This is a genomic window from Enterococcus infantis (genome assembly GCF_049166715.1).
Lineage (GTDB): Bacteria > Bacillota > Bacilli > Lactobacillales > Enterococcaceae > Enterococcus_C > Enterococcus_C leclercqii.
In genome coordinates this window covers 158,478-181,314 of the sequence record NZ_JBMHFB010000004.1, presented here as the reverse complement: position 1 = coordinate 181,314, position 22,837 = coordinate 158,478, and the positions used below count along the sequence as shown (strand labels likewise).

Annotated in this window: 14 protein-coding genes; 5 read left to right on the top strand and 9 right to left on the bottom strand. The window is 40.0% G+C overall.

Translation table 11 applies throughout. The features are described 5' to 3' along the window. Positions 1-2: 2 nt before the first annotated feature. The 3 genes from dpaL to ssnA all read right to left on the bottom strand — a co-directional run bounded on the left by dpaL (position 3) and on the right by ssnA (position 5,935). Positions 3-1,196 carry a diaminopropionate ammonia-lyase gene (gene dpaL / locus ACOMA8_RS06215; protein ID WP_421369379.1) on the bottom strand — a complete coding sequence of 398 codons (1,194 nt, stop codon included), beginning with the start codon at positions 1,194-1,196 and terminating at the stop codon, positions 3-5. A 324-nt stretch (positions 1,197-1,520) separates the two neighbouring features. Continuing rightward, the gene (gene ygfK / locus ACOMA8_RS06210; RefSeq protein ID WP_421369377.1) at positions 1,521-4,526 is read right to left on the bottom strand and encodes a putative selenate reductase subunit YgfK; all 3,006 of its coding nucleotides are present in this window, start codon (positions 4,524-4,526) and stop codon (positions 1,521-1,523) included. A gap of 74 nt (positions 4,527-4,600) precedes the next feature. Further along, on the bottom strand, positions 4,601-5,935 hold the full coding sequence (ssnA, locus tag ACOMA8_RS06205) for a putative aminohydrolase SsnA (protein WP_421369375.1): 1,335 nt from the start codon (positions 5,933-5,935) through the stop codon (positions 4,601-4,603). Between the two features lie 356 nt (positions 5,936-6,291). Here ssnA and ACOMA8_RS06200 point away from each other — a divergent pair, with 356 nt between their 5' ends. From ACOMA8_RS06200 to ACOMA8_RS06190, 3 genes are all read left to right on the top strand, one after another. Beyond that, entirely contained in the window at positions 6,292-6,927 is a 636-nt protein-coding gene (locus ACOMA8_RS06200) for a helix-turn-helix transcriptional regulator (protein ID WP_161900684.1), read from the top strand. A gap of 618 nt (positions 6,928-7,545) precedes the next feature. Beyond that, entirely contained in the window at positions 7,546-9,033 is a 1,488-nt protein-coding gene (locus ACOMA8_RS06195) for an aldehyde dehydrogenase family protein (protein ID WP_421369372.1), read from the top strand. Between the two features lie 1,208 nt (positions 9,034-10,241). Continuing rightward, complete coding sequence (locus ACOMA8_RS06190; protein ID WP_421369370.1) at positions 10,242-11,690, top strand: AcpB/EbpR/MafR family transcriptional regulator; 1,449 nt, start codon at positions 10,242-10,244, stop codon at positions 11,688-11,690. Between the two features lie 63 nt (positions 11,691-11,753). On the opposite strand, the gene ACOMA8_RS06185 is transcribed toward ACOMA8_RS06190, so the two are convergent. Then, positions 11,754-13,607, bottom strand: coding sequence for a beta-glucoside-specific PTS transporter subunit IIABC (locus tag ACOMA8_RS06185; RefSeq protein WP_421369368.1), 1,854 nt, complete (start codon positions 13,605-13,607; stop codon positions 11,754-11,756). Between the two features lie 3 nt (positions 13,608-13,610). Continuing rightward, complete coding sequence (locus ACOMA8_RS06180; protein ID WP_421369366.1) at positions 13,611-14,702, bottom strand: DUF871 domain-containing protein; 1,092 nt, start codon at positions 14,700-14,702, stop codon at positions 13,611-13,613. A gap of 317 nt (positions 14,703-15,019) precedes the next feature. Here ACOMA8_RS06180 and ACOMA8_RS06175 point away from each other — a divergent pair, with 317 nt between their 5' ends. Both ACOMA8_RS06175 and ACOMA8_RS06170 read left to right on the top strand, forming a co-directional pair. Further along, entirely contained in the window at positions 15,020-15,442 is a 423-nt protein-coding gene (locus tag ACOMA8_RS06175) for a MarR family winged helix-turn-helix transcriptional regulator (protein WP_161900689.1), read from the top strand. Positions 15,443-15,461: 19 nt separating this feature from the next. Beyond that, complete coding sequence (locus ACOMA8_RS06170) at positions 15,462-16,820, top strand: MFS transporter (protein ID WP_421369364.1); 1,359 nt, start codon at positions 15,462-15,464, stop codon at positions 16,818-16,820. Positions 16,821-16,884: 64 nt separating this feature from the next. Here ACOMA8_RS06170 and ACOMA8_RS06165 read toward each other — a convergent pair whose 3' ends face one another. The 4 genes from ACOMA8_RS06165 to kdpB form a co-directional block, all read right to left on the bottom strand. Then, positions 16,885-17,595: a response regulator gene (locus ACOMA8_RS06165; protein ID WP_421369362.1), complete on the bottom strand. Its 711-nt coding sequence runs from the start codon at positions 17,593-17,595 to the stop codon at positions 16,885-16,887. Between the two features lie 11 nt (positions 17,596-17,606). After that, a complete protein-coding gene (locus ACOMA8_RS06160; RefSeq protein ID WP_421369360.1) occupies positions 17,607-20,174 on the bottom strand; it encodes a DUF4118 domain-containing protein in 2,568 nt (855 codons plus the stop codon). 71 nt (positions 20,175-20,245) lie between these two features. Next, positions 20,246-20,776: a potassium-transporting ATPase subunit C gene (locus tag ACOMA8_RS06155; RefSeq protein ID WP_421369358.1), complete on the bottom strand. Its 531-nt coding sequence runs from the start codon at positions 20,774-20,776 to the stop codon at positions 20,246-20,248. A gap of 15 nt (positions 20,777-20,791) precedes the next feature. After that, positions 20,792-22,822, bottom strand: coding sequence for a potassium-transporting ATPase subunit KdpB (gene kdpB, locus ACOMA8_RS06150; RefSeq protein WP_421369519.1), 2,031 nt, complete (start codon positions 22,820-22,822; stop codon positions 20,792-20,794). Between the last annotated feature and the right edge of the window lie 15 nt (positions 22,823-22,837).

Below are 22,837 nucleotides of genomic sequence, written 5' to 3'. Positions count from 1 at the left end.
TATTAGTCCCCCCACACAATGTGTTTATAATTTTCAGGATCGGTGTCTCCTTCAGTTGAGAACATCAAAACCTCTGAATCCTTGTTTAAACCTAAGAAATCTTTCAAATCGGCGTATTCTGGATCTTGCATCAATGTTGCAACTAGTCCCATTCCCACAGCACCGGACTCACCAGAGATGACTTGATCATCTCCTTTAAGAGGCGCCGCCAACATACGCATTCCTTTTGCGGCTACCCAGTCAGGACAAGAGACGAAAGCATCAACGTGATTTTCCAAAATATCAAATGAAATCGTATTTGGTTCGCCACAAGCTAAACCAGCCATGATTGTTTGCAGATCGCCTTCAACAAAACGAATCTTACCATCTTTGCCAAGAGCGGATTTATACAGACAATCTGCCGCTTGTGCTTCCATTACGATCATTTTTGGTGGATTTTCTTTGTAAAGATTGCTGAAATACCCGATAACAGCTCCGGCTAAAGAACCCACACCCGCTTGAACGAAAATATGAGTTGGTCGTTTGCCTTGAGCGGCCAATTGTTCCCCTGCTTCAGAAGCCATTGTTCCGTAACCTTGCATAATCCAAGTCGGAATCTTCTCATAGCCTTCCCAAGCCGTATCTTGTACCATGACGCCATGATCTGTTTCTTCCGCCATTTTATTGGCCATTCGCACACATTCATCATAATTGACGTCTTCAATAGTAACTTGGGCGCCTTCTTTGGCGATGTTGTCAAAACGACTCTTTGCAGACCCTTTTGGCATCAACACAACTGATTTTTGTCCGAGTTTATTCGCTGCCCAAGCGACGCCTCGGCCGTGGTTGCCGTCGGTTGCTGTAAAGAATGTCGCTTGTCCGAACTCTTCTTTCAATTGCGGTGAGGTCAAGGTATCATAGTCCAATTCTGCTACATCTTTGCCGGTTTCTTCGGCGATGTAATTGGCGATAGCGTAGGAGCCTCCCAACACTTTAAAAGCATTTAGACCGAAACGATAGGATTCATCTTTAACAAAAAAATCCTTCAGTCCCAGTAAGCCAGCCATTTGCTTCAAGTCAGCCAATGGTGTTTCATTGTATTGCGGAAAACTTTGATGAAAACTACGAGCTTTTTTCATGTTACCTTCATCCATCAACGGCAAATACTTGTCATTGGTTTTAGGCATCTCGTTTTTCACCCATTTGATCTTATCCAACCTGCATTCCTCCTATTGTCTGGCGCCTTGTTGGGATGTGCGCGCCTTAAATTTTAGTAGTTGATCGCAAGCGAGGCGATTAGCGGTGTCGTCGACCGGATATGCCCCGATCTTCGGCAAAAGCAGCTGAGTGATCAGCTGACAATATAAAACAATTACGAAAATCAGAGACAGCAGTTACATGATGAAAAGGGAGAGTTTGATGGGAACTACAAAAACATCAGTGGTACCCGCTATTCTCTGTTTTTCCTAATGTGTTACCAATTTTTCGGTGAGGCTTTGATCCAAGAAGAGCTCTCGAATCTCCCTACAAATTTGAATCTATCAATTTGCCAGCATAAAGCTGTATTCATTGATTACTGTTTCCATGAAGTCCAACAGACCATTGGGAATATCCATGTTCGGCTCAGAAAGGGTAATGGTAGCAGTCTGTCCTTTATAGCGCAGGAGTACTTTCTGTGCTGCTGCATCAATGGTATAAAACCCTTCATTGGTGCTGTCATAAAAATCAGCTTCTGAGTTGAATAACGTGAACTTGTCTTTATAAGGAGCTGAAGAATATGGACAGAAGGTTTCACAGTTGCCACATTCATTACACATCCGGTCGATATGCAAAATCTGTGGATCATCGTTGACATTGATTACGACATTGGCACGGTTCGGACAAACGTCCACACAAGATTCACAAATCGTTGAGCATTCCAGACAGCGTTCAGCTTGGGTCATTGGTGTGTCATCAGTAACCAGGATTCCTCGTTTCGCTCGTGGAATACGGCGATCAATGTTTTGATTGGCTCTTTCAAAATTTTTGTTATGAACTTCTGTAATTGCATTGCAGGCTTTGGTCGCATCCGCGATAGCTTCAACAATGGTTGCTGGTCCGCGATTGGCATCCCCCACAACAAAAACATTGTCCAAGTTCGTTTGCAGCGTGTCCCGATCAACAATTACCCGTCCGCGATTGTCTGTCTGGATACCGATTGCATTAAAGAAAGTATCGTCCACTTTTTCACCAATGGCAGACACCACGGTAGTCGCTGGTACTTCAACAAATTCACCAGTTGCTTCCGGTTTTTTACGTCCTGAAGCATCACGGGCCCCTAATTTCATGACCTCACATTTCAGCTGGCCGTTTTCTAAGCCAATTGGAGCCAACAATTCGCGGAAGGTGACACCATCTTCCAATGCCATGTACAGCTCTTCTTCATCGGCAGGCATATTGCGTTTGTCCCGACGATAAACCAGAGAAACATTTTTAACGCCCGGCAGATGTTTGGCTGCACGAGCACAATCCATCGCTGTATTTCCGCCACCGATAACGACGATTTCTTCGCCATATGGGTTAGTATTTGGATTTTTACGGCAAGCTTGCAAAAATTCCAAGGAGTTGATGGCTTCACCTGCGGCCAGTTTCAAGTTGTTGTGTTTCCAAGCACCGATAGCGTAAATGACATTGTCGAAGCCTTGCTCTTTCAGCTCTTCTAGACTTGGTGCCGCTTGTCCACATTTGAACTCAGCCCCCATAAATTTCGCCAAATCCACATCGTGTTGCACGCTTTCCATCGAAATACGGAATTCAGGAACGATCTGACTGCAGACACCACCAATTGTTTGATCTTTTTCAAATACAGTGACAGGGAAACCTTCCCGAGCCAACAAGTAACCTGCCGAAATCCCCGCTGGTCCCCCACCAACAACTGCTGTCCTCGGTGCATCTGGCACTGAAATTGGTTTAACCATAGTAGCCATCAATTCGTCGTAAGCATGTTCAGCTGCTTCCAGTTTCACGCCGCGAATATCAATAGCCCCTTCATAAAACTGTCGTGTACATTTGGTTTCACAAGGATGCGCACAAATCGTACCTGTGATGAAAGGCAACGGATTTTTATCTGTAATAACTTTTAACGCTTCTAGGTAGTTACCTTCTGCTACATAACGCAAGTAAGCTGGAATATCTTGATCAATAGGACAACCACCAGTGCCGCGGCAAGGCGCTGTATAGCAATTTAGCAAAGGCAGTGTTTCTTTAATCTTTGGTGAAATCGGCAACTTGATAGACTTCTGATAGCGGGCTTGAGTCTTAGATTTTTCCACTAACGCAGTCAGTTTTTCCAGATCCAGCTGTACATGCGTTGGATAGTCAAGCGTAGCCACTACATTGGCGACTTGACTCATCCGTTGATACCCACCTGGTTTCAACAGCGTGGTGGCAACCGTAATTGGCCAAATGCCAGCTTCAAAAAGATCTTTTACATTAAAAATGTCCGCACCGCCGGAGTAACTGATTTGCAATTTGCCACCGAACGCATCTGAAAGCTTTTTAGCAACCATGACAGACAATGGGAATAAGGAACGCCCTGACATATACATTTCTTCAGAAGGCAATTCGTTTTGCCCAACATCCACTGGAAATGTATTGGTAATTTTGACACCAAAGTTCAGTTGCTTACTGTTGGCCAATTCCTGCAGACGATGCAGCATTGGGACAGCATCTTCAAATTGTAAATCTTCATTAAAGTGATGATCATCGAACTCCATATAATCAAAGCCAAGCTCATCCATTGTTTTACGAGCATAGTCATAGCCCAACAGCGTCGGGTTGCACTTGATAAAGGTATTCAATCCTTTGTCTTTTAGAAGGTGAACTGCGATTCGTTCAATTTCATCTGGTGGACAGCCATGCAACGTGGATAAGGTAATCGAATGAGAGACTTTCGGGCTGATTTGATCGATATAGCTTTCATCTACCCGAGTGAAGAGGTCTAGATTAGCCTTTGCTGCAGCAATACATTTTTCCCAAACAGCTGTCGTAGACGCATCTTGCATACCATCAATATAGGCTTGAATCTTCGGCGTCTTAATCCCTTCCAAATCATATCCGACACTCATGTTAAAAATGAAACCATTAGGATCTCCAAGTTCAAACTCTTTTGCCAATAATTTCAAAATGAACCAAGCTTTGATGTATTCTTCCATTGCTTGAGGTACCCGCAGTTCTGTGGACCATTCACAGTTATAGGCTTCATCTCGGGCTGTAATACAAGGTTTCGATACCGGCAAATCCTCGCCATCCAGAATTTGAACTGTTTTTACTTCAAAAAAGCGCGAGCCAGTTAGGTAAGCAGCAACAATGTTTTGGGTCAACTGGGTATGAGGCCCAGCTGCCGGTCCGACAGGCGTTTCCATCTGCTCATTAAATAAAGAAATGGTTTTATTCTTTTCAGCTTTAAAAAATTTTCGAACCCCAAAAATCGTGTTACTCTTTTTGTATTCTTCCATGATCCAAGGAAGCAATGCTTCAATGGAGATTGGGCGCATAATGTCCGTCATTTGTTTCACCTCGTTAGATGTTTACCGGCTGCCTTGCTTTCCCCTGCCGGCGTCTTCGTCTTCTTTAGTTCTTTTTAAGCGTTAATCCGATCCCATAATTTTTGAGCTTCTTCTCGAGCATGCGCGTAAACTTCCCCTTGGTCTACTCCCAACACTTCCCGATTGCGCATCTTGACTTGACCGTTAATAATTGTGTCTCGAACATCTTTACCGTTCATTCCAAAAAGGATATGACTATTGAAGTTATTTTCGGTCATCGGTGTCGGCGCATAATAATCTAAGACAATTACGTCGGCGGCAGCACCTGGTTCAAGAACCCCAAGCTTAGTGTTAAAATAACGGTTAGCCATTTGAGCGTTATTGTCAAACAGCATTGCCGGAATTTCTGTCCAGCCAGCATTTGGATCTGCCAAGTGATGTTTGTGGATAATATTGCCTACTTTGTAAGACTCTGTCACATCGTTGGTGTACCCGTCTGTGCCTAAGCCGCATAAAATATCAAACTCATTAAACATTCGCAGTACCGGTGGGCAACCTACTGCATTTCCCATATTGGATTCTGGATTGGTAACTACCATCGTATCGGTATCTTTGATTAATTTCATTTCATGAGGATTGATGTAGATGCAATGGGCAACCATTGATTTTTCTCCCATAATTCCTAAATCAAACAAGCGATTGATAATTGGCTTGTTGTACTTGTGAAGAGAATCCTGTACATCTGCAAGGTCTTCTGCCACATGGATATGGAAGCCGACATTTTCCGGTGTCACTTCCCGCGCTTTTGTGATTGTCGCATCTGACAATGTAAACGCCGCATGCATCCCCATCATTGCGTATTGCATATCATCATTTCGTTTTGCTACTTCTTTAATGAAACGAATATTTTCATCGATGGCTTTTTGTGCCTGCTCCTCGCCGTGACGATCACTAACTTCATAACACAGACAAGTCCGTACACCGAACTCGTCAGCTGCTTTTGACAGCATGTCCAAGCTACCGTCAATCTCACCATAGCTTGCTTGGTGATCGAACATCGTCGTGACACCATTTTTTACACTGTCCAGATAAGCAACGCGGCCACTATGATAAGTCGTATGATTGTCCATCTTACTGTCCAGTTTGAACCATTGGCCCGCTAAGATATCCATGAAGTTTTTCGGATGGTAGCCGTTGATGCTCAATCCTCGGGCAAAGCTGGAATAGATGTGATTATGCATATTGATGAAGCCCGGCATGATTACGCCGCCTTGGGCATCGATATACTCGGCATCAGGATATTTTCCTTTCAACTCTTCGGTTTTCCCTACCTCTTTGATTTGATTGCCGTCAATAGCCACGGCACCATTTTCAATGAAAGCCTTTTCCTTTTGTCGCGTGATCAAATTCCCATTTCCAATCAACAACATGTATTTTTTCCTCCATTTCAAAAGCTTTCTGATGGAAAGCTAAAAATTTTTTAGTTTTTTTGCTTTTTTTAAGCCAGGAACCGCTTTCAACTTTTGCCTAATTTTATACCTATTTGTTATAATGAAGAACAAAGAGGTGCGAATCATTTTTTGATCAAAGCGCAGTCCGTCAAGCTTTTCCCGCTTTATCGATAATCTGTATCTCTTTTCACAACATAGTATAGCACTGAACCTAAAAAATAAAAAGGGGTACTAAAAAATATTTTTGGTAAATTTGTAAAACGCTATCAAAAATGCTATGATAATTTGGAAAAAACGCTGATACGGCGCTATTTACAGTCATTGGAGGTCAAGTTATGTTATCGGACAAAAATTTGGATTTTTTGAAGCAAGTCGGTAAAGCGATTGCTACTCAATTCGGTGAGGATTGTGAAGTAGTGATCCATAAAATCGATCCTGAGGATATGGATCATTCTATTATCTCCATTGAAAACGGGCATGTCACTGCCCGTCATATTGGTGACGGTCCTTCACAAGTCGTGCTGGATACAATGAAAAAAGATCCCGCAGAACTGCAGGATCGTTTCAACTATTTAACCAGAACTCATGACGGTCGAGTTCTCAAATCTTCAACTGTTTACTTCAAAAACGGGGAAGGTCAACTGGAATGTATCTTTTCTATTAACTTTGATACCTCCTCACTCTATGCGGCTGAAAATGCCATCAAAAAACTAACGGCTACAGCCGAAGACGAGAAAACCGCAGATCCCGATTTCATTCCTAAAGATGTCAATGAACTATTGGATGAATTAATTATGGAATCTGTCAAGATTGTCGGCAAGCCAGTTGCAATGATGACAAAAGATGACAAAATCAAGGCCATCCAATTCTTGAATAAAAAAGGAGCCTTCCTGATCACAAAGAGTGGCGATAAGATTTCAAAATTCTTTAACATCTCAAAATACACCCTCTACAATTACATCGCAGACTAAAATGAAAGGGGTTGTGACGATTATCCCGTCACCATCCTTCGAGCGAACATTACTAAACGTAACTCAAGAAAAGCAACTTCCGTCAACGAGCAGAAGTTGCTTTTTTTCGCTGTTAAACATTTCAAATGCCAACTGACTTTATTCTATTGTGCAAGAGTCAGCGTCATCCACTTTTCCTGATCCCTGAATGCTCGCCTATACTCAGTAACAGCTGCAATTACCAACTGACTTTGCTACTCCCTACTCTTTGCCGCCAAAGAGACTCCGATGCTTTCTTTCCTTAGATACGATCTTGCCTTAAGTAAACACACCCCACATGACTATTTCTTTGCTACATTTATTTTCCTTCTTATTGAATTTTCGGCCGCTTTTAAACGAATGGAGAATGAACAGAAGATATCAACAGAGACAAACTTTTATTTAGGTCACAAAAATTATTTTTATTTCAAATATAGTTATTTATAGTCACCTTTGGCTTTGTTAATACACCACTTAATTCAAAATGTCACCGTTTCTTTTTAATCGATAAACGTTTTTCAATTCTCTTCACTCTTGATTTCAACTATGAAAACGCTATAATTCATATGTACTATAACAGTTAAAAAGGAGATGCTACAGATGCATAACAGCAGTAAACTACAAAATCAGTATGGTTTATTCATTAACGGCGAATGGACAGATGGCACCGATGGAATACTCTTAGAAGCTGTTAGTCCAGCAGATGGCGAAGTTTTAGCAAAATTCATCGATGCCACTAGTGAAGATGTTGATGCGGCCGTAAAAGCTGCTCGAGAAGCTTTACCTGCCTGGCGTAAAATCGGTTTGGAGGAGCGAAGCCGTCTTCTATTGGCAATTGCCGATGTCATCGAAGAAAATGCCGAACACTTCGCACTAGTAGAAACATTAGATAACGGAAAACCACTTCGAGAGACCAAAGCCATCGACATTCCCTACTCTGCCGATCACTTCCGTTATTTTGCCGGAGTCATCCGCTCTGAAGAAGGCACCGCTCAGCAAATCACTGAAGATATGCTAAGCATCAATCTTAGAGAACCCATTGGTGTTGTTGGCCAGATTATTCCATGGAACTTTCCTTTTCTGATGGCAGCTTGGAAAGTTGCCCCTGCTTTGGCGGCTGGCAACACCATTGTTATCCACCCTTCTTCTTCGACCTCATTGAGCATTTTGGAGTTTGCCCGCTTGATTCAAGATATTTTGCCCAAAGGCGTACTAAACGTCATCACTGGTCGCGGCTCAAAATCAGGAGAATATATGCTTCATCACGAAGGCTTCGACAAATTGGCCTTTACCGGCTCAACCGAAATTGGCTATAATGTGGCTCAAGCTGCTGCCCAACGCCTGATTCCGTCTACTTTAGAACTAGGCGGTAAATCGGCAAATATCTTTTTTGACGATATGCCTTTTGAAAAAGCTATCGACGGCGCACAACTGGGAATTTTGTTTAATCAAGGACAAGTTTGCTGTGCCGGCTCCAGAATTTTTGTTCAGTCGGGTATCTATGATCGCTTTGTTGAACGTTTGGCTTCTGCATTTAACAAAGTCAGAGTCGGCCTGCCTTGGGAAGATGTTCAGATGGGCGCCCAAATCAATGAACGACAAGTGGAAACTATTTTGAATTATATTGAGATTGGCAAACAAGAAGGCGCCCAAGTTAGCGCTGGTGGCAAGCGCATCAATAAAGATGGTTTAGATAAAGGCTGTTTTGTAGAGCCGACACTTCTTACCAATGTCACCAATGATATGCGAGTCGCACAAGAAGAAATCTTCGGTCCTGTGGCTGTGGTTATTAAGTTTGACACGATTGAAGAAGTAATCAAAATGGCAAATGACTCTGAGTACGGCTTGGGTGGCGGCGTCTGGACCACTAATTTAAGTACCGCATTAAAAGTCAGCCGCGCTCTTGAAACTGGTCGTGTTTGGGTCAACACCTACAATCAAATTCCTGCGGGTGCTCCTTTCGGCGGTTATAAGAAATCAGGGATTGGTCGCGAAACTTATAAATCCATTTTACAAGCCTATTCACAAACTAAAAACATCATGATTGATACCAGCGATGCCCCCAGCGGTTTTTTCACGCAAGGTTGAAGGAATCTCAAAAGCAAGTCAGCTAACTAATTGGAATTGACCCTTAGAACGACTATTCCATTGTCTATAGCAAATTTGCAGCGAGTTTTATTGGTACAAAAACGCAGTCGCTCGTCTCAAAGATCCTGCACACGACTTTGGCAGGATTTTTTTGTACAAATACAACGTGGTTATCTTCTCAGTTAATTCACAACTCTTCACAGTTCTTTCACCTGCTTTTCTCGAAGTCTCAAAAGGTGTCGGCTATTCTGTAGTTGTGGATGAACTTGGCGTTTCACTCCGGAAAGAGCGCAACGCTTCTTTCAACAACGAGGTGTCGGTTCGATTCCGGCCTTCCACGTTTTCGCTAACATTTCTGGCGAAAGTAAACAGCTCTAAATAGTTTGGAAGAAACTGTGCCAACAGCCTGGTCAATTTTCCCCAAAGCGGAACACTACCAAACGTAGACCGCAAAAGACAAGTCACTTTCATAACAAAATGAAAGTGACTTGTCTTTTCATTGTTAAAAAAATTCAGAGGTTGACTTTCTTGTTTTCATCGTGGAAAGTCAGTGATATGCACCTTTCATTATACGTAGGGTCATGTTTCTTCCACAGCCTCAGCAACTATTTATCGTGTGCATTTTCTTACTTAGATAATCAAATCTTCGCCATTTACCGCTTAAAAATGATTCATGTTACAGCCCTCTCCTGCCGCGAAGATTACGAAATATCAACCACAAGCAGATTCTATTTTGGTAAATCTCAAAATTTTAACACCCCCTTTGCTCTCCCGCCATCACCGTTTCAATTATAGGATCTAATGACTGGTTCAGTAATGAACTTTGAAGCTATCATTTCCTATTTTCCTAAAAATATATCCAATCAATTAGTAATTGTATATTCTTAATTAAAAAAGTGTTATTTCAGGCTTATCTATCAGAAACCAGATTCCTTTTTACCAGCATAAAAAAAGATTTTTACACTTTTAAGAAAAGCCCACTAATTTACAGCGACACCCCGCCTTTTATAATTTTACGTAACCTTATCGAGCACTTTAAATCTTCCTCTTCAAAAAAACACTGCGTTTTTTAACTATCATATTTTCAAGTATGATAGAATCCTGTTTGTACCCTTTTTTACGCTATGCTATTGTTAAGGCCCTTCAAAAAGACAGGTTTGCAGCTGCTTTCCTTTTGAAATACTGAATAACCATACTAGGTGGGATAAATGATGCGAGAGATATTATCAAAACACGATTTAAGAATGCTTTTGTTTTTAGAAGAACTCAATAACTATCGTGAAAAGGTCTCTTTGGAGCAGCTTAGCGAGACCCTAAAAATGTCAATACGAACGCTTTCAAACTATATACAGGAATTTAACAATTTGAATCTACCACTTCATATTTCGACAAGTAATGGCGGAGTCGTTTTGCATATTCCAAATGACACTTCTTTTCGATATATTTACAAAGCAATTTATGAACAGAGTCTTGAGTTCTCATTGATACAACAATTGTTTATTGAAGAAAACCACTCTCTTGAGGAACTTGCCCTCAGCAATTTTGTAAGTGTTTCCACAATAAAGCGCGCCTTATCTCACATCCGAAAAGGTTTAAAAAAAGAAGGGATTCTTCTATCTCCTATAAAAAATACGCTTGAGGGTGGCGAAGAGAATATTCGACAAATGCTTAATTTCTTCTATGATGAAAAATATTTTGGAATAGAATTTATGACAAACAGTGAAAGCCAAGTTTTAAGAAAATTAGTTGTTGTATTATTCGAAGAAAAAGGAGTCAAGATCTATCAAAATCAATTACAAAAATATATGCGCTGGCTTTACATTAATGCCTATCGTGTGAGATATGGCCATACTGTTGCAGTTAAAGAAGCGAAATTCCAAGAAAGCAAACTATTTGAAGATAGACAATTTGTCGAAATGTTTCAAAGCGTATTTGCACTCCCTTTTACTCCTGAAGTTCTCAACGACCTGTTTTACCAACTAAATAATAATTACTATTTTTATAGCTATGAAGATATGATTGAAATCATCAGCCAAACCAATGCTGGTTTAGCTTCGATTAATCGAATTCAGAGCGTCTTAACAAGTATCTCAATACGATTAGATGCGCCTTTATCTGATACTGTCAGGGAATTACTGACCATTGATTTCTATAATATTTTACATTTTCAAAACAAGCGGAGTTTTATTTTATACGATCGCAGAGAGCGCTTTACCAACTCTTTAACTAAACGTTATCCTCACATAAAAAACTTCTTGGTTCCGTTTCTAAACGATTTGGTTGAAGTCAGCTTATCTCGTGTCGAAACTGATGAGCTTTTGTATATTCTTTTGACACACTGGTATGAATTATTTGATCAGCTTTCCGCTTTTGAACAACCTACAAAACTATATTTATTATTGGACACGGATATTGAGCATGCACTTTTTATCAAAAGAGAACTTGAACGGTACTGTCGTCACAATATTCGCTGCATCCCTTTAATGGATATTGAAAGTCAAAAAGTAGAAGATACTGCAATTTTAGTAACTACTATCGCCGCTACTCCTAAAAACATAAAAAATGTCGTTTGCTTTTCTGATTATTTCAGTGATAGAAACTGGGAAGATTTAAATCGCCTAATTGAGAAGTTGTTGTTTACAAACCTTCATGCATAAGAAAATTGCCAGACATTTACTCTGGCAATTTTCTTTGGCTATTTTTTTATTTGAAACGAAGAATCAACCTTTCAATGAAAAAATGGGATCACCAAGTTGAATCAGCTGACTACCCAAAACTACGATAGATTCATAATTTCCAGAGTTCGTGATGATTACTGGTGAAATCACACTCTTGCCCAATTCTTCAATCCGCTCTCTATCAAATTTTAATAACTCTTGCCCCGCTACAACGCGATCCCCCTGCTTTACTAATGGTTCGAACCCTTTTCCTCCTAATTCGACTGTATCCAACCCAATATGGATCAACAATTCAACTCCATCGTCTGATTTTAGTCCAATCGCATGGTTCGAAGAAAATAACATAGTAACTTCTCCAGAAAATGGCGCACTGACTTTGCCAAGACTGGGAAGAATGCCTATGCCTTTCCCCATTGCTCCAGAAGAAAACACGGGATCAGGAATGTCTTTCAATGAAATCAACTCACCGGATAGTGGTGAATTAATAATGATTTCTGATGTAGGCAAAGTAGAAACTTGTTTTCCATACTCGTTATCTCCCAATGAGACATCCACCATTTGATCTTCTTTTGTTTCATTGAAGCCAAATAAGACTGTTAAAATAGCTGCAGCTAGAAAGGCGATACTAATTCCAATCACACCCATTACTGCGCTGGAAGCTACCCCATTTCTACCAATCATATTAGGAATTGCTAAAATACTACTACTGAATGCAAAGGATTTCACCTCCATAAAAGCAACGAATCCGCCACCTAATGCACCACCAATCGAGGCCGCAATAAATGGTTTTCTCAGTGGCAACGTCACACCATACACAGTCGGTTCAGTGATTCCAAATATGGCAGTAATGCATCCTGAAAGGGCCATACTTTTCAAATTTTTGTCTTTTGCTTTGATAAATACGCCTAATGAAGCCCCCGCCTGCGCCAATACTCCCATAATTACCATCGGCAACATTACATCATAACCGAGGGTAGCAAAGTTTAGTAAGGTTAACGGAATAAAGCCCCAATGCATTCCAAAAATAACAAGAATTTGCCACAGTCCTCCTAATACGAGTCCTGTTAATACCGGGCTAAAGCCATAAAGTCCGTTGACTCCCTTACTAAGGACCGAGCCAATGATCGACCCCAGTGGACCAATCAGCAGGTAGGTTAATGGCACCATGACTACTAATGTACACAAAGTAACCCCGAAGATTAGGAATTTTGGCATGAATCTTTTAAAAAAGCTCTCTACATAGCGCTGGATAAATACCGCCATAATGATTGGAAAAACGGTTGACGTATAGCCTGCACCATAAACAACAGGAATACCCAAAAATGTCAACCCTTCTGTTGTACTCAATGGATAGACCATCGCCATTGCTAGTGCCATTGCCAGATACTGATTTGTCTGAAATTTTTTCGCTGCCGTAAAAGCAATTGCGATGGGCAAGAATTTGAAAAAAGCATCGCCGGCTGCATTCAAAATCAGATAGGTTCCTGTACTCTCAAATGATGGTTCAATAAAAATTACCAGACTAAGCAATCCTTTTAGTACCCCAGTGCCAGCAAGAATCGTTAAAAACGGGGTGAATATGGCTGAAATAACATCAATAAATGCCGAAATGATGCCCTGCTTTTCCGATTGTTCCGGTGTATCTGTCATTGTTCCAAGTTCAGAAGCCAGTGCATCATACACAGCGCCAACCTCATTTCCAATTACCACTTGGTACTGACCACTGTTCTGAACAACCTGGATAATGTTTTTGTTTCCTTTCAGACTAGCTGTGTCAGCAATAGCCTCATCTTTTAAACGAAATCTTAATCGTGTTGCACAATGGAAAACATCGTTAATATTTTCTTTTCCCCCAACACCTTTTAAAATTTCTTTTGCTAAATTTGTATAATCCATCATTTATTCTCCTTCAGACAGCCTAAATTTTGACCATGGCTGTAATTTATCTAGTAAGCTGAACGCTTCTGGTGTCAAAGTTCCTACATAATTGTAACGACCTTTATCATTTGCTATATCTTTCAGAGCAATATGAAGCTCGCCTTTATACTGACCAAAGTGATTATTTGCAATCGCAATATCCCCTTTTTTTAAGTCGCGGTTATCTTTAGATGAAATCGCTTCTTTTTTATATTTGAATCTCGGCAGACTCGAACGTAGTAAAAAATCTGACCGATCTCCGCGAAAGCTATGAAGCTCATCAAGAATAATGGCTTTCTCAATTTTCGTTAGGTTGTCATTTAGTACAACTGAAAAGCTAGGATGTGTGGCAAAATACACCGCAGCAATTGCTTCTAACTCAGCTTGGCTGGCATAGGCATTTCCAATGATAATTGTGTTAATTGAATCCACTAGTTTGTAATACATTATTTGGCTTATGACGGATTGTGTACGATGTTGCTCCAAAGTACACAGCCCATCTTGAAGGGGCCACGGACCAATTTTTCCTTTTTTGCTTGTAATAAATGCAGCTGTTTCAATTTGATAGTTTCTAAATTGGCTCGTGCATTTCTCAAAGTGACTTTCACTAAGACCAGAAAATTCCATTGGATAAAAATTATGTGAGCCAATTAGATTTTTTCTATCTGGTGAGAATGACATGATGTTGTCGATATACTTCGTCCCGATACTCATATTTACTTCTATCTTGATTCCGTATGGATTTCTTGTCATCTCTGCTTCTTCTCGACCAGTAAAGCCCATATCCAATCGAATAGCATACGCACCCAAATCAGCGAAAAAAGATAAATCATCATAAGAGATCGCTAATTGCTTCATAATTTGTGGATTAATATCTACCACCACGTCCATGCCAATTTCTTTTGCAAATTTTACTGTGTTAGAAAAAGAATTCATTACCTCCTCAGTGTCTCCTTCTATCTCCAACAAACTTGTAAAAACACGTCGATAGCCCAATTTGAAGGCTCTTCGAATGTAATCTTTATCTTCTTCAAAGCTTGTTTTCTCTGGATATAACGAAATACCTAACGTCATTTCAAACCAACTTTCTTTTTTTGATATATGTCTATTATCTACGTTAGGAAAAGGCATTCAAGCTCACAAACTGACTGGTGCTCTGCAAAAATTGAATTCAACTACCTGCTATCTTTTCAAAAGTAAATTTTTCTTATGCTGATGATTTATCCCATCTTTAACGAAATGGTCTGAAGAAATATCCTAACAGCAGCTATCAGCTTTTGTACTAGAATTATGCCAATGAATTCAAAAAATTGACAAAAAACAAGCAAAGTTATTAAATGGACATATCCACTAATGGACATGTCCATTTAATAACTTTACGAGGTGAACAGATGAACGAAATAAATTTGAGTAGATATTTGGCAGCCATTTATCGTCAAACAAAAAAGGAATGGAACACGCAACATAATCAAAGTAACTTAGGGGCCACCCAAACTGATATCCTCATGTTTGCCTTAAGAAATCCCCATCAAATTCAAAAAGATATTGCCCGTCGTATGGCAATTGACCCCAGCCTTTTGACGAGAGATCTAAAATTTTTAGAGAAAGAAGGCTTGATTGTTCGGACAAGTAATGATGAATCACGGGCATACTATATTGATCTAACAAGTAAAGGAATCCAGTATGCAAAGACAATTGGCAGTGAAATGGAACAGTGGTGGCAGGCTTTTTTTGCAAGTCACCCAGAAATAAATCAACAACTATTTACCGAACAATTAAAGCTAGTATATGAGGCCTTTAATGCCGATAAGTAGTTAGAAATAGGTGAGGAAAATGAATAATACAGCACATAATCAAGAACACGTAACAAATAGACTATTGATTACCATAATCGTTCTGCTGACTACTTTCATTAGTATGATGAGTCAAACCATGATGGTCACAGCACTTCCTTTAATTGGAAATGTAATGCATGAACCATTAACTACTGTGCAATGGTTGACCACCGGCTACACGTTAATGATTGGTATCATTACACCACTAACATCCAATCTTTATGAAAAATACAGCAGCCGGAAAATTTTCTTATCGCTACTTATTATTTTCGCCCTTGGAACGGGAATTGCCGCACTTTCTACTAATTTTTGGATGCTCCTACTAGGTAGATTGCTTCAAGCCGCTTCCGGGGGATTTCTAATGACCTTTCAGATGACAACAATGATGACGATCTATCCCCCAGCTATTCGAGGAACTGTAATGGGTCTTTCGACATTTGTTATTGCCTTTGGTCCTGCGGTGGGTCCTACAATTGCAGGATTTATCGTAACTAATTTTGACTGGCGTTATCTGTTTATTAGTATTTTACCCATTATTATCATTATCTTTTTTATTAGTCTTTGGAGATTCCCCAACTATTCCAATACGAAACCCGTCAAAATTGACCTTATATCGGTAATTGAATCCTTTCTAGCTGTTACTCTGATTATGTTAAGCATAACAATTACTACGACTCATCTTTCAGTAGGAATCGCGATGCTAGTCATTGGACTGCTCATCGGAGGAAGCTTTATCTACAGACAGCTGCATATGAAAAAGCCACTTTTAGATATTCGAATATTGCAACAGTCCTCCTTTTTAAGAATGACTGTCATCAGTATTTTTGCATACATTATCTTAGTGGGTTTGGGACAAATATTTTCAATTTATGCGCAAGTCAGACTAGCAGCGACTAGCTTAACAACTGGGCTTATCTTGTTACCAGGAGCCATCCTTAATGCATTTTCTTCGATTGCTGTCGGAAAAATGTATGATAATCATGGACCAAAAAAACTTATTTTCTTTGGTAGTCTCTTGATGTTTGTTTCCTTTGCACTATTTTTTATCCCTGGTTTAGAAATAACATTAGGGATGCTTTCTATCGTGTATACAATTATCCTTTTGGGAATTGGATTCGTTTTTTCACCTTCTCTTACAGAAGCATTTAGCGATATCCCTGCAAGTCAAATAAGCCAAGCGACTGCGTTGAACAATACGTTAAGACAAATTTTTGCGTCAATTATGATAACTATCATGATTATTGTTATGACGGCTCCTGTTTCGATGGCGGTGGGCTTAAAATGGACAATGCTTATTGGCGCAGTTCTCAGTCTTTTCATCTCCATCTCCATTATCAGATTTAAATCGCATCCTTAGAGAGAGAAACCAATTACAATGGTAAAAACCGCCCTGAAGAATTTTGGTTCTTGGGCGGTTTTTACTATAAGTTTGTGGAGTGGCTCTCATCTTTTTTATAATCACGTAATCTGTAACCAACACCGATTTCAGTTATGACATATTCTGGATTTAATGTATCGGTCTCTATCTTTTTACGGATGTTTGACATATTTACTCGTAATGTCTGCGTATCGGTACTATAGGGACCCCAAACTTCTGTCATCAGTGTTTGATAGGTTACAATTTTGCCTAATTCACGGAACATCCGTGCCAAAATTCGATATTCATTTTTGGTCAAATGGATTTCGTTTCCAGCTTTATAGACCAATTGCTTAGAAAAATCAATCATCAATTCTTTATTTTCGATAATTGTTTCACTATCACTGGAGCCGCTTTGATGGCGCAATGCGGTCCGAATCCGCGCAAGCAATTCATTAGTTCCAAAAGGTTTCGTTACATAATCGTCGGCTCCCAAATCCAAAGCATTTACTTTCTCTACTTCGTTATTTCGGGCCGAAATAACGATAATAGGTAATTGCATTCGTTTACGGATAATTTTTAGCAAGTCAATCCCATCGATATCCGGGAGACCCAGATCCAGTAGAATTAAATCAATTGAAGTGGTTTGCATTACCGTCAATGCTTCCATCCCTGTACCAGCAACCGCTAAGTGATAGTTTTCTTGGCCTAAAACCACTTCCATAAAGTCTGTGATATTGGAATCATCTTCAATCAGTAAAATGGCTGGCTTCATAGTAATTCTCCTCATTTCAAATAAATTCTAACAACTGTTTTTCCCCCATGAACGATCATTTCCATTTTACCATTGTGCGCGTGAACAATGGTTTTTACAATGCTTAAACCAATGCCCAGTCCATTTTTTGAATCCACCGGCACTTCATTTGTATTGATTAAATTTGACTGAATCTTTTGAAATTGTTCCAAGGGAATTTCTCCATCATTTTCAATTTCAAAGATAGTTTGTTCTCTCTCTTGGGCTACCGACAGCCGAACAGGATGCTTTTGCTCTCCGTGTCTAAAAGCATTCTCCACTAAATTAAAAAGCGCTTGCTCGATTAAAATAGGATCCGCTTGTATAAAAATGACATCCTGAGGCAAATGAACAATCACTTGTTCGTTAGGATAAACTTTTTTCAGATGTTTATAAACGGCTTCCACAATCTCCTCTACAGGTTCCATTGTTTTCGTAACCTTCATTGTATCCATATTGATGCGGGTAATTGATAGTAAATTTTCTACCATACGAATGAGCCATTGTGATTCTTCCTGAATGTCACGCAATAGTTTTTGTCGAGTGGCTTCTTTTAAATCCGTTCCTACACCTAATGTCTCTGCAATTCCGGAAATAACGGTAAGAGGGGTTCTTAAATCATGGGAGACAGCTCGCAAAAGGTTACTTCGTACTTTTTCCCGCTCATTTTCCAACTCTACTCGCTCTTTTTCATTTTTTAATTCTGTTTGTTCCAAAATTACAGCGATTTGCGTCAAGACCAATCTTAAGTAATTCAGCTGATTATTTTCTAGTTCAAGACCACTTCTTCTTTCTACACCTAACACAGCGAAAGTTTTACCACTTGCGACGATTGGTAAATAAAACCCTTTTGCACCAATTAAAGTATCCGTTCCATTTCCTGCTTCTCTCTGATTTTTAGCAGACCAAAAAGCAACAGCTGCTTCATCCGGGTTATTTAGAATGGATTTTTTTCCAGCCAGAAAATGTACACTCTCAACGTTCGCTTGAGAATCAAAGAGTATAATTTCACGTTCCAGCAATCTAGACAAATAGGTTGCTGAAATATCAAATATTTGTTCGCGGCTTTCGGCTAAAACGTACTGTTTGTTCAGTTCATAGAGAATCTCCATCTGATGTTCTTTTTCCATTGAATTTTCTGCTTGCTTTTTCAAACGAACCATCAAATTACTGATCATTAGTGCCACAATCAGCATAATTAACAGTGTAATAGGATACCCTTGCTTATAAACCGTTAACGAATATAATGGTTCGACAAAAAACCAGTTAAAAGAGAGCACGCTCAAAATGGAAGATAACGCACTCCAAAAGTAGCCGGAGGTGGTTCGTGCGACTAGTAGGATGAAAAATATATAAACAAGCATCAAATTCTGATCGCCAACATGGAGATACTGCATCAATTCCGTCACAACAGTGGCTAAAAGGACGCTGCCTAGTGCAATGCCTAAATCCTTTCCACCACCCTCAATCACCTTTCGCACATTCAATAAAAAGGGCGACTTTTCTTCACTAAAGGGAATCAAGTGAATTTCTGTATCCGTTAGACGTCTTAGTAGACGATCATCAAAATCTTCAGAAAAAATTTTTTCATACCAAGGCTGTCGTAAATTTTTTCCCATAATAATATCTGTCACACCGGTCATTTTAGCAAATTCTACAATGGTCTCAAAACTATCATCTTCTTCAATACTAATTACTTCTGCCCCCAGCTTATCTGCTAACGAAATATTCGTAGAGGTATGCTCCTCAGATGCACGTATCTGAATAACCGTCCACTCGGCGCCTAAGCCTTGTGCCAATCGCGCTGTCCAACGAATACACTTTTCCGTCATCTTAGGAAAAGCATCATTGACGACTGTCAAAAGTTTACTTTGAATGCCACTCGTCTTGCTGCTTATTCGGTTAATATGGTCGGAGGCCCGCTGAATAGCAAGACCTCTTAATTGATCTAATTTTTTTGGAATGAAAAAGTTTTCCAGGGCACGACGGGCATTTTCATTTGCGTAAATCTTCCCTTGATTCAACCGTTCAATCAGTTCTTCAGGTTCTACATCAATGACTTTTATCGTCGCTTGCTGTAAAAAAGTATCTGGTACCGTTTCTTTGACTTCAATCCCGGTTACTTCTGACACAATATCATTCAGACTTTCCAAATGTTGCACATTAATAGTGGTGAAGACGTCAATTCCTGCATTTAAGAGCTCATCAACATCTTGATAACGTTTACGATTTCGAGAGCCTTCCGCATTTGTATGTGCCAATTCATCAATCAGCACGATTTCCGGCTTTCGTGCGATGATCTCGTCAATATCCGGTTCGAGTAAAATCAATTGTTTATAGGCGATTTTTTTTGGTAAAATTTGTGGCAATCCTTTTAACAAGCGATTAGTATCTGGCCGTTCATGAGGCTCAATATAGCCCACCATCACATTTTTTCCCATCTCTAATAGTTCATGAGCTTCTGCCAGCATCCCATAGGTTTTCCCAACACCGGCTGCAAAACCAAAGAAGACTCGTAATCGCCCTCGACTTCCATCCCCCACTTGTGCTTGATTCGACATTTACTAACCCCCTATTGAAACTAGAGAAGAATTCCCTGGCCCTTTTTAATCACGAGCCAGAGAACTACCCATTATGTTCTCAGTTTATCTAATGCAAGGTTTAACTGCAAAACATTCACGAAATATCGATTAGAAAACCAATCTTTTTGACGATATTTATCAAGAAGACCCTGAATTTTCTCTTTAGATAAACCTCGTTTTTTAGCAATACGATCTATTTGAAACCTGGCTGCTTCTAAACTAATGTCGGGATCTACACCACTAGCTGAAGCTGTGACTAAATCAACTGGAACTTTTTTTTGAGTTGGGTTCTTTTCTAATTCATTTATCCCGCGTTTTTGAACAAGTCTCGCTTGCTCTATTGAAACTGGCGACAACTGTCTTACCTGGGTATCACGTCCCGAAAAATACTTGTCTTGTTGAAACGATTGTCCAATCAATTTTGAACCAACGACCTGACTGTCTATGGTTATCTTACTTCCATTAGCCTGTTCTGAAAAAAATAATTGACCTATACCTGTAACTGCTAAGGTATACACACCACCAAATACAAGCAAGCTCAAAAGTAAAAATCTCAAGCTGATAAAAAGAATCTTTTTCATGAAAGTTACTCCTTCTTATAGAATAATTACTGACAAAACGATGTCGATGAGTTTAATGAAGATAAAAGGTGCGATGACACCACCAAGTCCGTAGACCAATAGATTATGCCGCAAAATTTGACTGGCAGGCTTCTCTTGATATTTTACCCCTCTTAGTGCTAGTGGGATTAGTGCCACAATAATCACTGCATTATAAATTACTGCAGCTAAAATAGCCGTCAATGGGCTCCCCAATCTCATGATGTTCAATTGATCTAGTTGAGGATAAATACTATAAAACAATACGGGAATAACAGCAAAATACTTTGCAATGTCATTTGCAATACTGAATGTTGTAAGTGCACCTCGTGTCATTAAAAGTTGTTTGCCAATTTGTACGACCTGCAGCAGTTTCGTTGGACTTGAATCTAAGTCAATCATGTTCCCGGCTTCTTTTGCTGCTTGTGTTCCCGTATTCATTGCCATCGCTACATCGGCTTGAGCTAGGGCTGGGGCGTCGTTTGTCCCGTCGCCTGTCATGGCTACCAGATGCCCCTTTTCTTGATACTCGCGAATCAAATCCATTTTATTTTCCGGTGTCGCTTCAGCTAAAAAATCATCAACACCCGCTTCTGCAGCAATGGCCGCTGCCGTCAAGGGATTATCTCCAGTAATCATGATAGTTTTGATTCCCATTTTACGCATATCCGAGAACTTTTCTTTCACACCATTTTTTACAATATCTTTTAAATAAACAACACCCATAACTCGATAATTTTTGACAACTACTAAAGGTGTGCCCCCTGCCCGCGCTACCCTATCAACAATTTCATCACATTTAGGCGGGTATAGCTCACCTTTTGATTGCACATACTGTTTCATCGTATCGGCAGCGCCTTTTCGAATCTCATCGCCACGATAATCAATGCCACTCATTCGCGTTTTCGCGCTAAAGTCGATAAATTTCACCTCGGACGTTCGAAATTCTCGTTCCCGTATATTAAATCGTTCCTTCGCTAAGATTACGATACTACGACCTTCTGCCGTTTCATCGGCTAAAGAGGAGAGCTGTGCCACATCTGCAAGCTGTTCTTCACTTACCCCATTAACTGGTAAAAATTCACTTGCTCGCCGATTTCCTAAAGTAATTGTGCCGGTTTTATCTAGCAAAAGGACATCTACGTCCCCTGCTGCTTCAATCGCACGTCCACTCATGGCGATGACATTCTCTTTTGTCAAACGACTCATACCAGCAATTCCGATGGAAGAAATCAATGCGCCAATTGTTGTAGGTGCTAAACAAATTAGCAAGGCAATAACAATAATCATAGAAAGTGCTTCTCCTTTTCCTGATAATTGACTGCTAAAGTCAGTAAAAGGAATCAGAGTAATAGCGACCGTCAAAAAAATAATCGTCAATGTAATCAAAAAAATCTGTAAACCAACTTCATTCGGCGTCTTTTTTCGTTGTGTTCCTTCCACCATAGCAATCATTTTGTCTAAAAATGATTCACCATTCTCCGAAGTGACACGAATGACAAGATAGTCCGAAACAACGGTTGTCCCACCTGTCACAGCACTGCGGTCGCCACCAGATTCCCTAATAACAGGGGCCGATTCACCTGTTATAGCACTTTCGTCAACTGAAGCTGCCCCTTCAATTACATCACCGTCGGCAGGGATTTGTTCTCCGGCTCTCACGTAAACGAGATCATCCCGCTTCAAATCCGACGATCGTAGTTCGATAAAGTGTTCGCTTTTAATATCATCAAGATGATTGATTTTGTATGTCATGACCTCTTTTTTTGCCTGTTTTAGACTATCCGCTTGTGCTTTTCCACGACCTTCTGCTACTGCTTCTGCAAAATTTGCAAAGAGTAAGGTCAGCCATAAAAAAATTGTTATAGAGATACTAAACCAGAGTGGGACATGCATCGGATAAAAACATAATAACGTAGTCGCAATCGCTCCTAAATAGACAACAAACATGACTGGATTTCTAATTTGTTGACGGGGATCCATCTTTTTAAAGGATTGCCCTATAGCCCACTGATAAACGTTTTTCATCATTTTTCTTCTCCT

Bases quoted from the DNA above. Each gene is read 5' to 3' on its own strand.
- ygfK (WP_421369377.1), bottom strand. From the start codon at position 4,526: ATGACGGACATTATGCGCCCAATCTCCATTGAAGCATTGCTTCCTTGG.
- ssnA (WP_421369375.1), bottom strand. From the start codon at position 5,935: ATGTTGTTGATTGGAAATGGGAATTTGATCACGCGACAAAAGGAAAAG.
- ACOMA8_RS06200 (WP_161900684.1), top strand. From the start codon at position 6,292: ATGTTATCGGACAAAAATTTGGATTTTTTGAAGCAAGTCGGTAAAGCG.
- ACOMA8_RS06195 (WP_421369372.1), top strand. From the start codon at position 7,546: ATGCATAACAGCAGTAAACTACAAAATCAGTATGGTTTATTCATTAAC.
- ACOMA8_RS06190 (WP_421369370.1), top strand. From the start codon at position 10,242: ATGATGCGAGAGATATTATCAAAACACGATTTAAGAATGCTTTTGTTT.
- ACOMA8_RS06185 (WP_421369368.1), bottom strand. From the start codon at position 13,607: ATGGATTATACAAATTTAGCAAAAGAAATTTTAAAAGGTGTTGGGGGA.
- ACOMA8_RS06180 (WP_421369366.1), bottom strand. From the start codon at position 14,702: ATGACGTTAGGTATTTCGTTATATCCAGAGAAAACAAGCTTTGAAGAA.
- ACOMA8_RS06175 (WP_161900689.1), top strand. From the start codon at position 15,020: ATGAACGAAATAAATTTGAGTAGATATTTGGCAGCCATTTATCGTCAA.
- ACOMA8_RS06170 (WP_421369364.1), top strand. From the start codon at position 15,462: ATGAATAATACAGCACATAATCAAGAACACGTAACAAATAGACTATTG.
- ACOMA8_RS06165 (WP_421369362.1), bottom strand. From the start codon at position 17,595: ATGAAGCCAGCCATTTTACTGATTGAAGATGATTCCAATATCACAGAC.
- ACOMA8_RS06160 (WP_421369360.1), bottom strand. From the start codon at position 20,174: ATGTCGAATCAAGCACAAGTGGGGGATGGAAGTCGAGGGCGATTACGA.
- ACOMA8_RS06155 (WP_421369358.1), bottom strand. From the start codon at position 20,776: ATGAAAAAGATTCTTTTTATCAGCTTGAGATTTTTACTTTTGAGCTTG.
- kdpB (WP_421369519.1), bottom strand. From the start codon at position 22,822: ATGAAAAACGTTTATCAGTGGGCTATAGGGCAATCCTTTAAAAAGATG.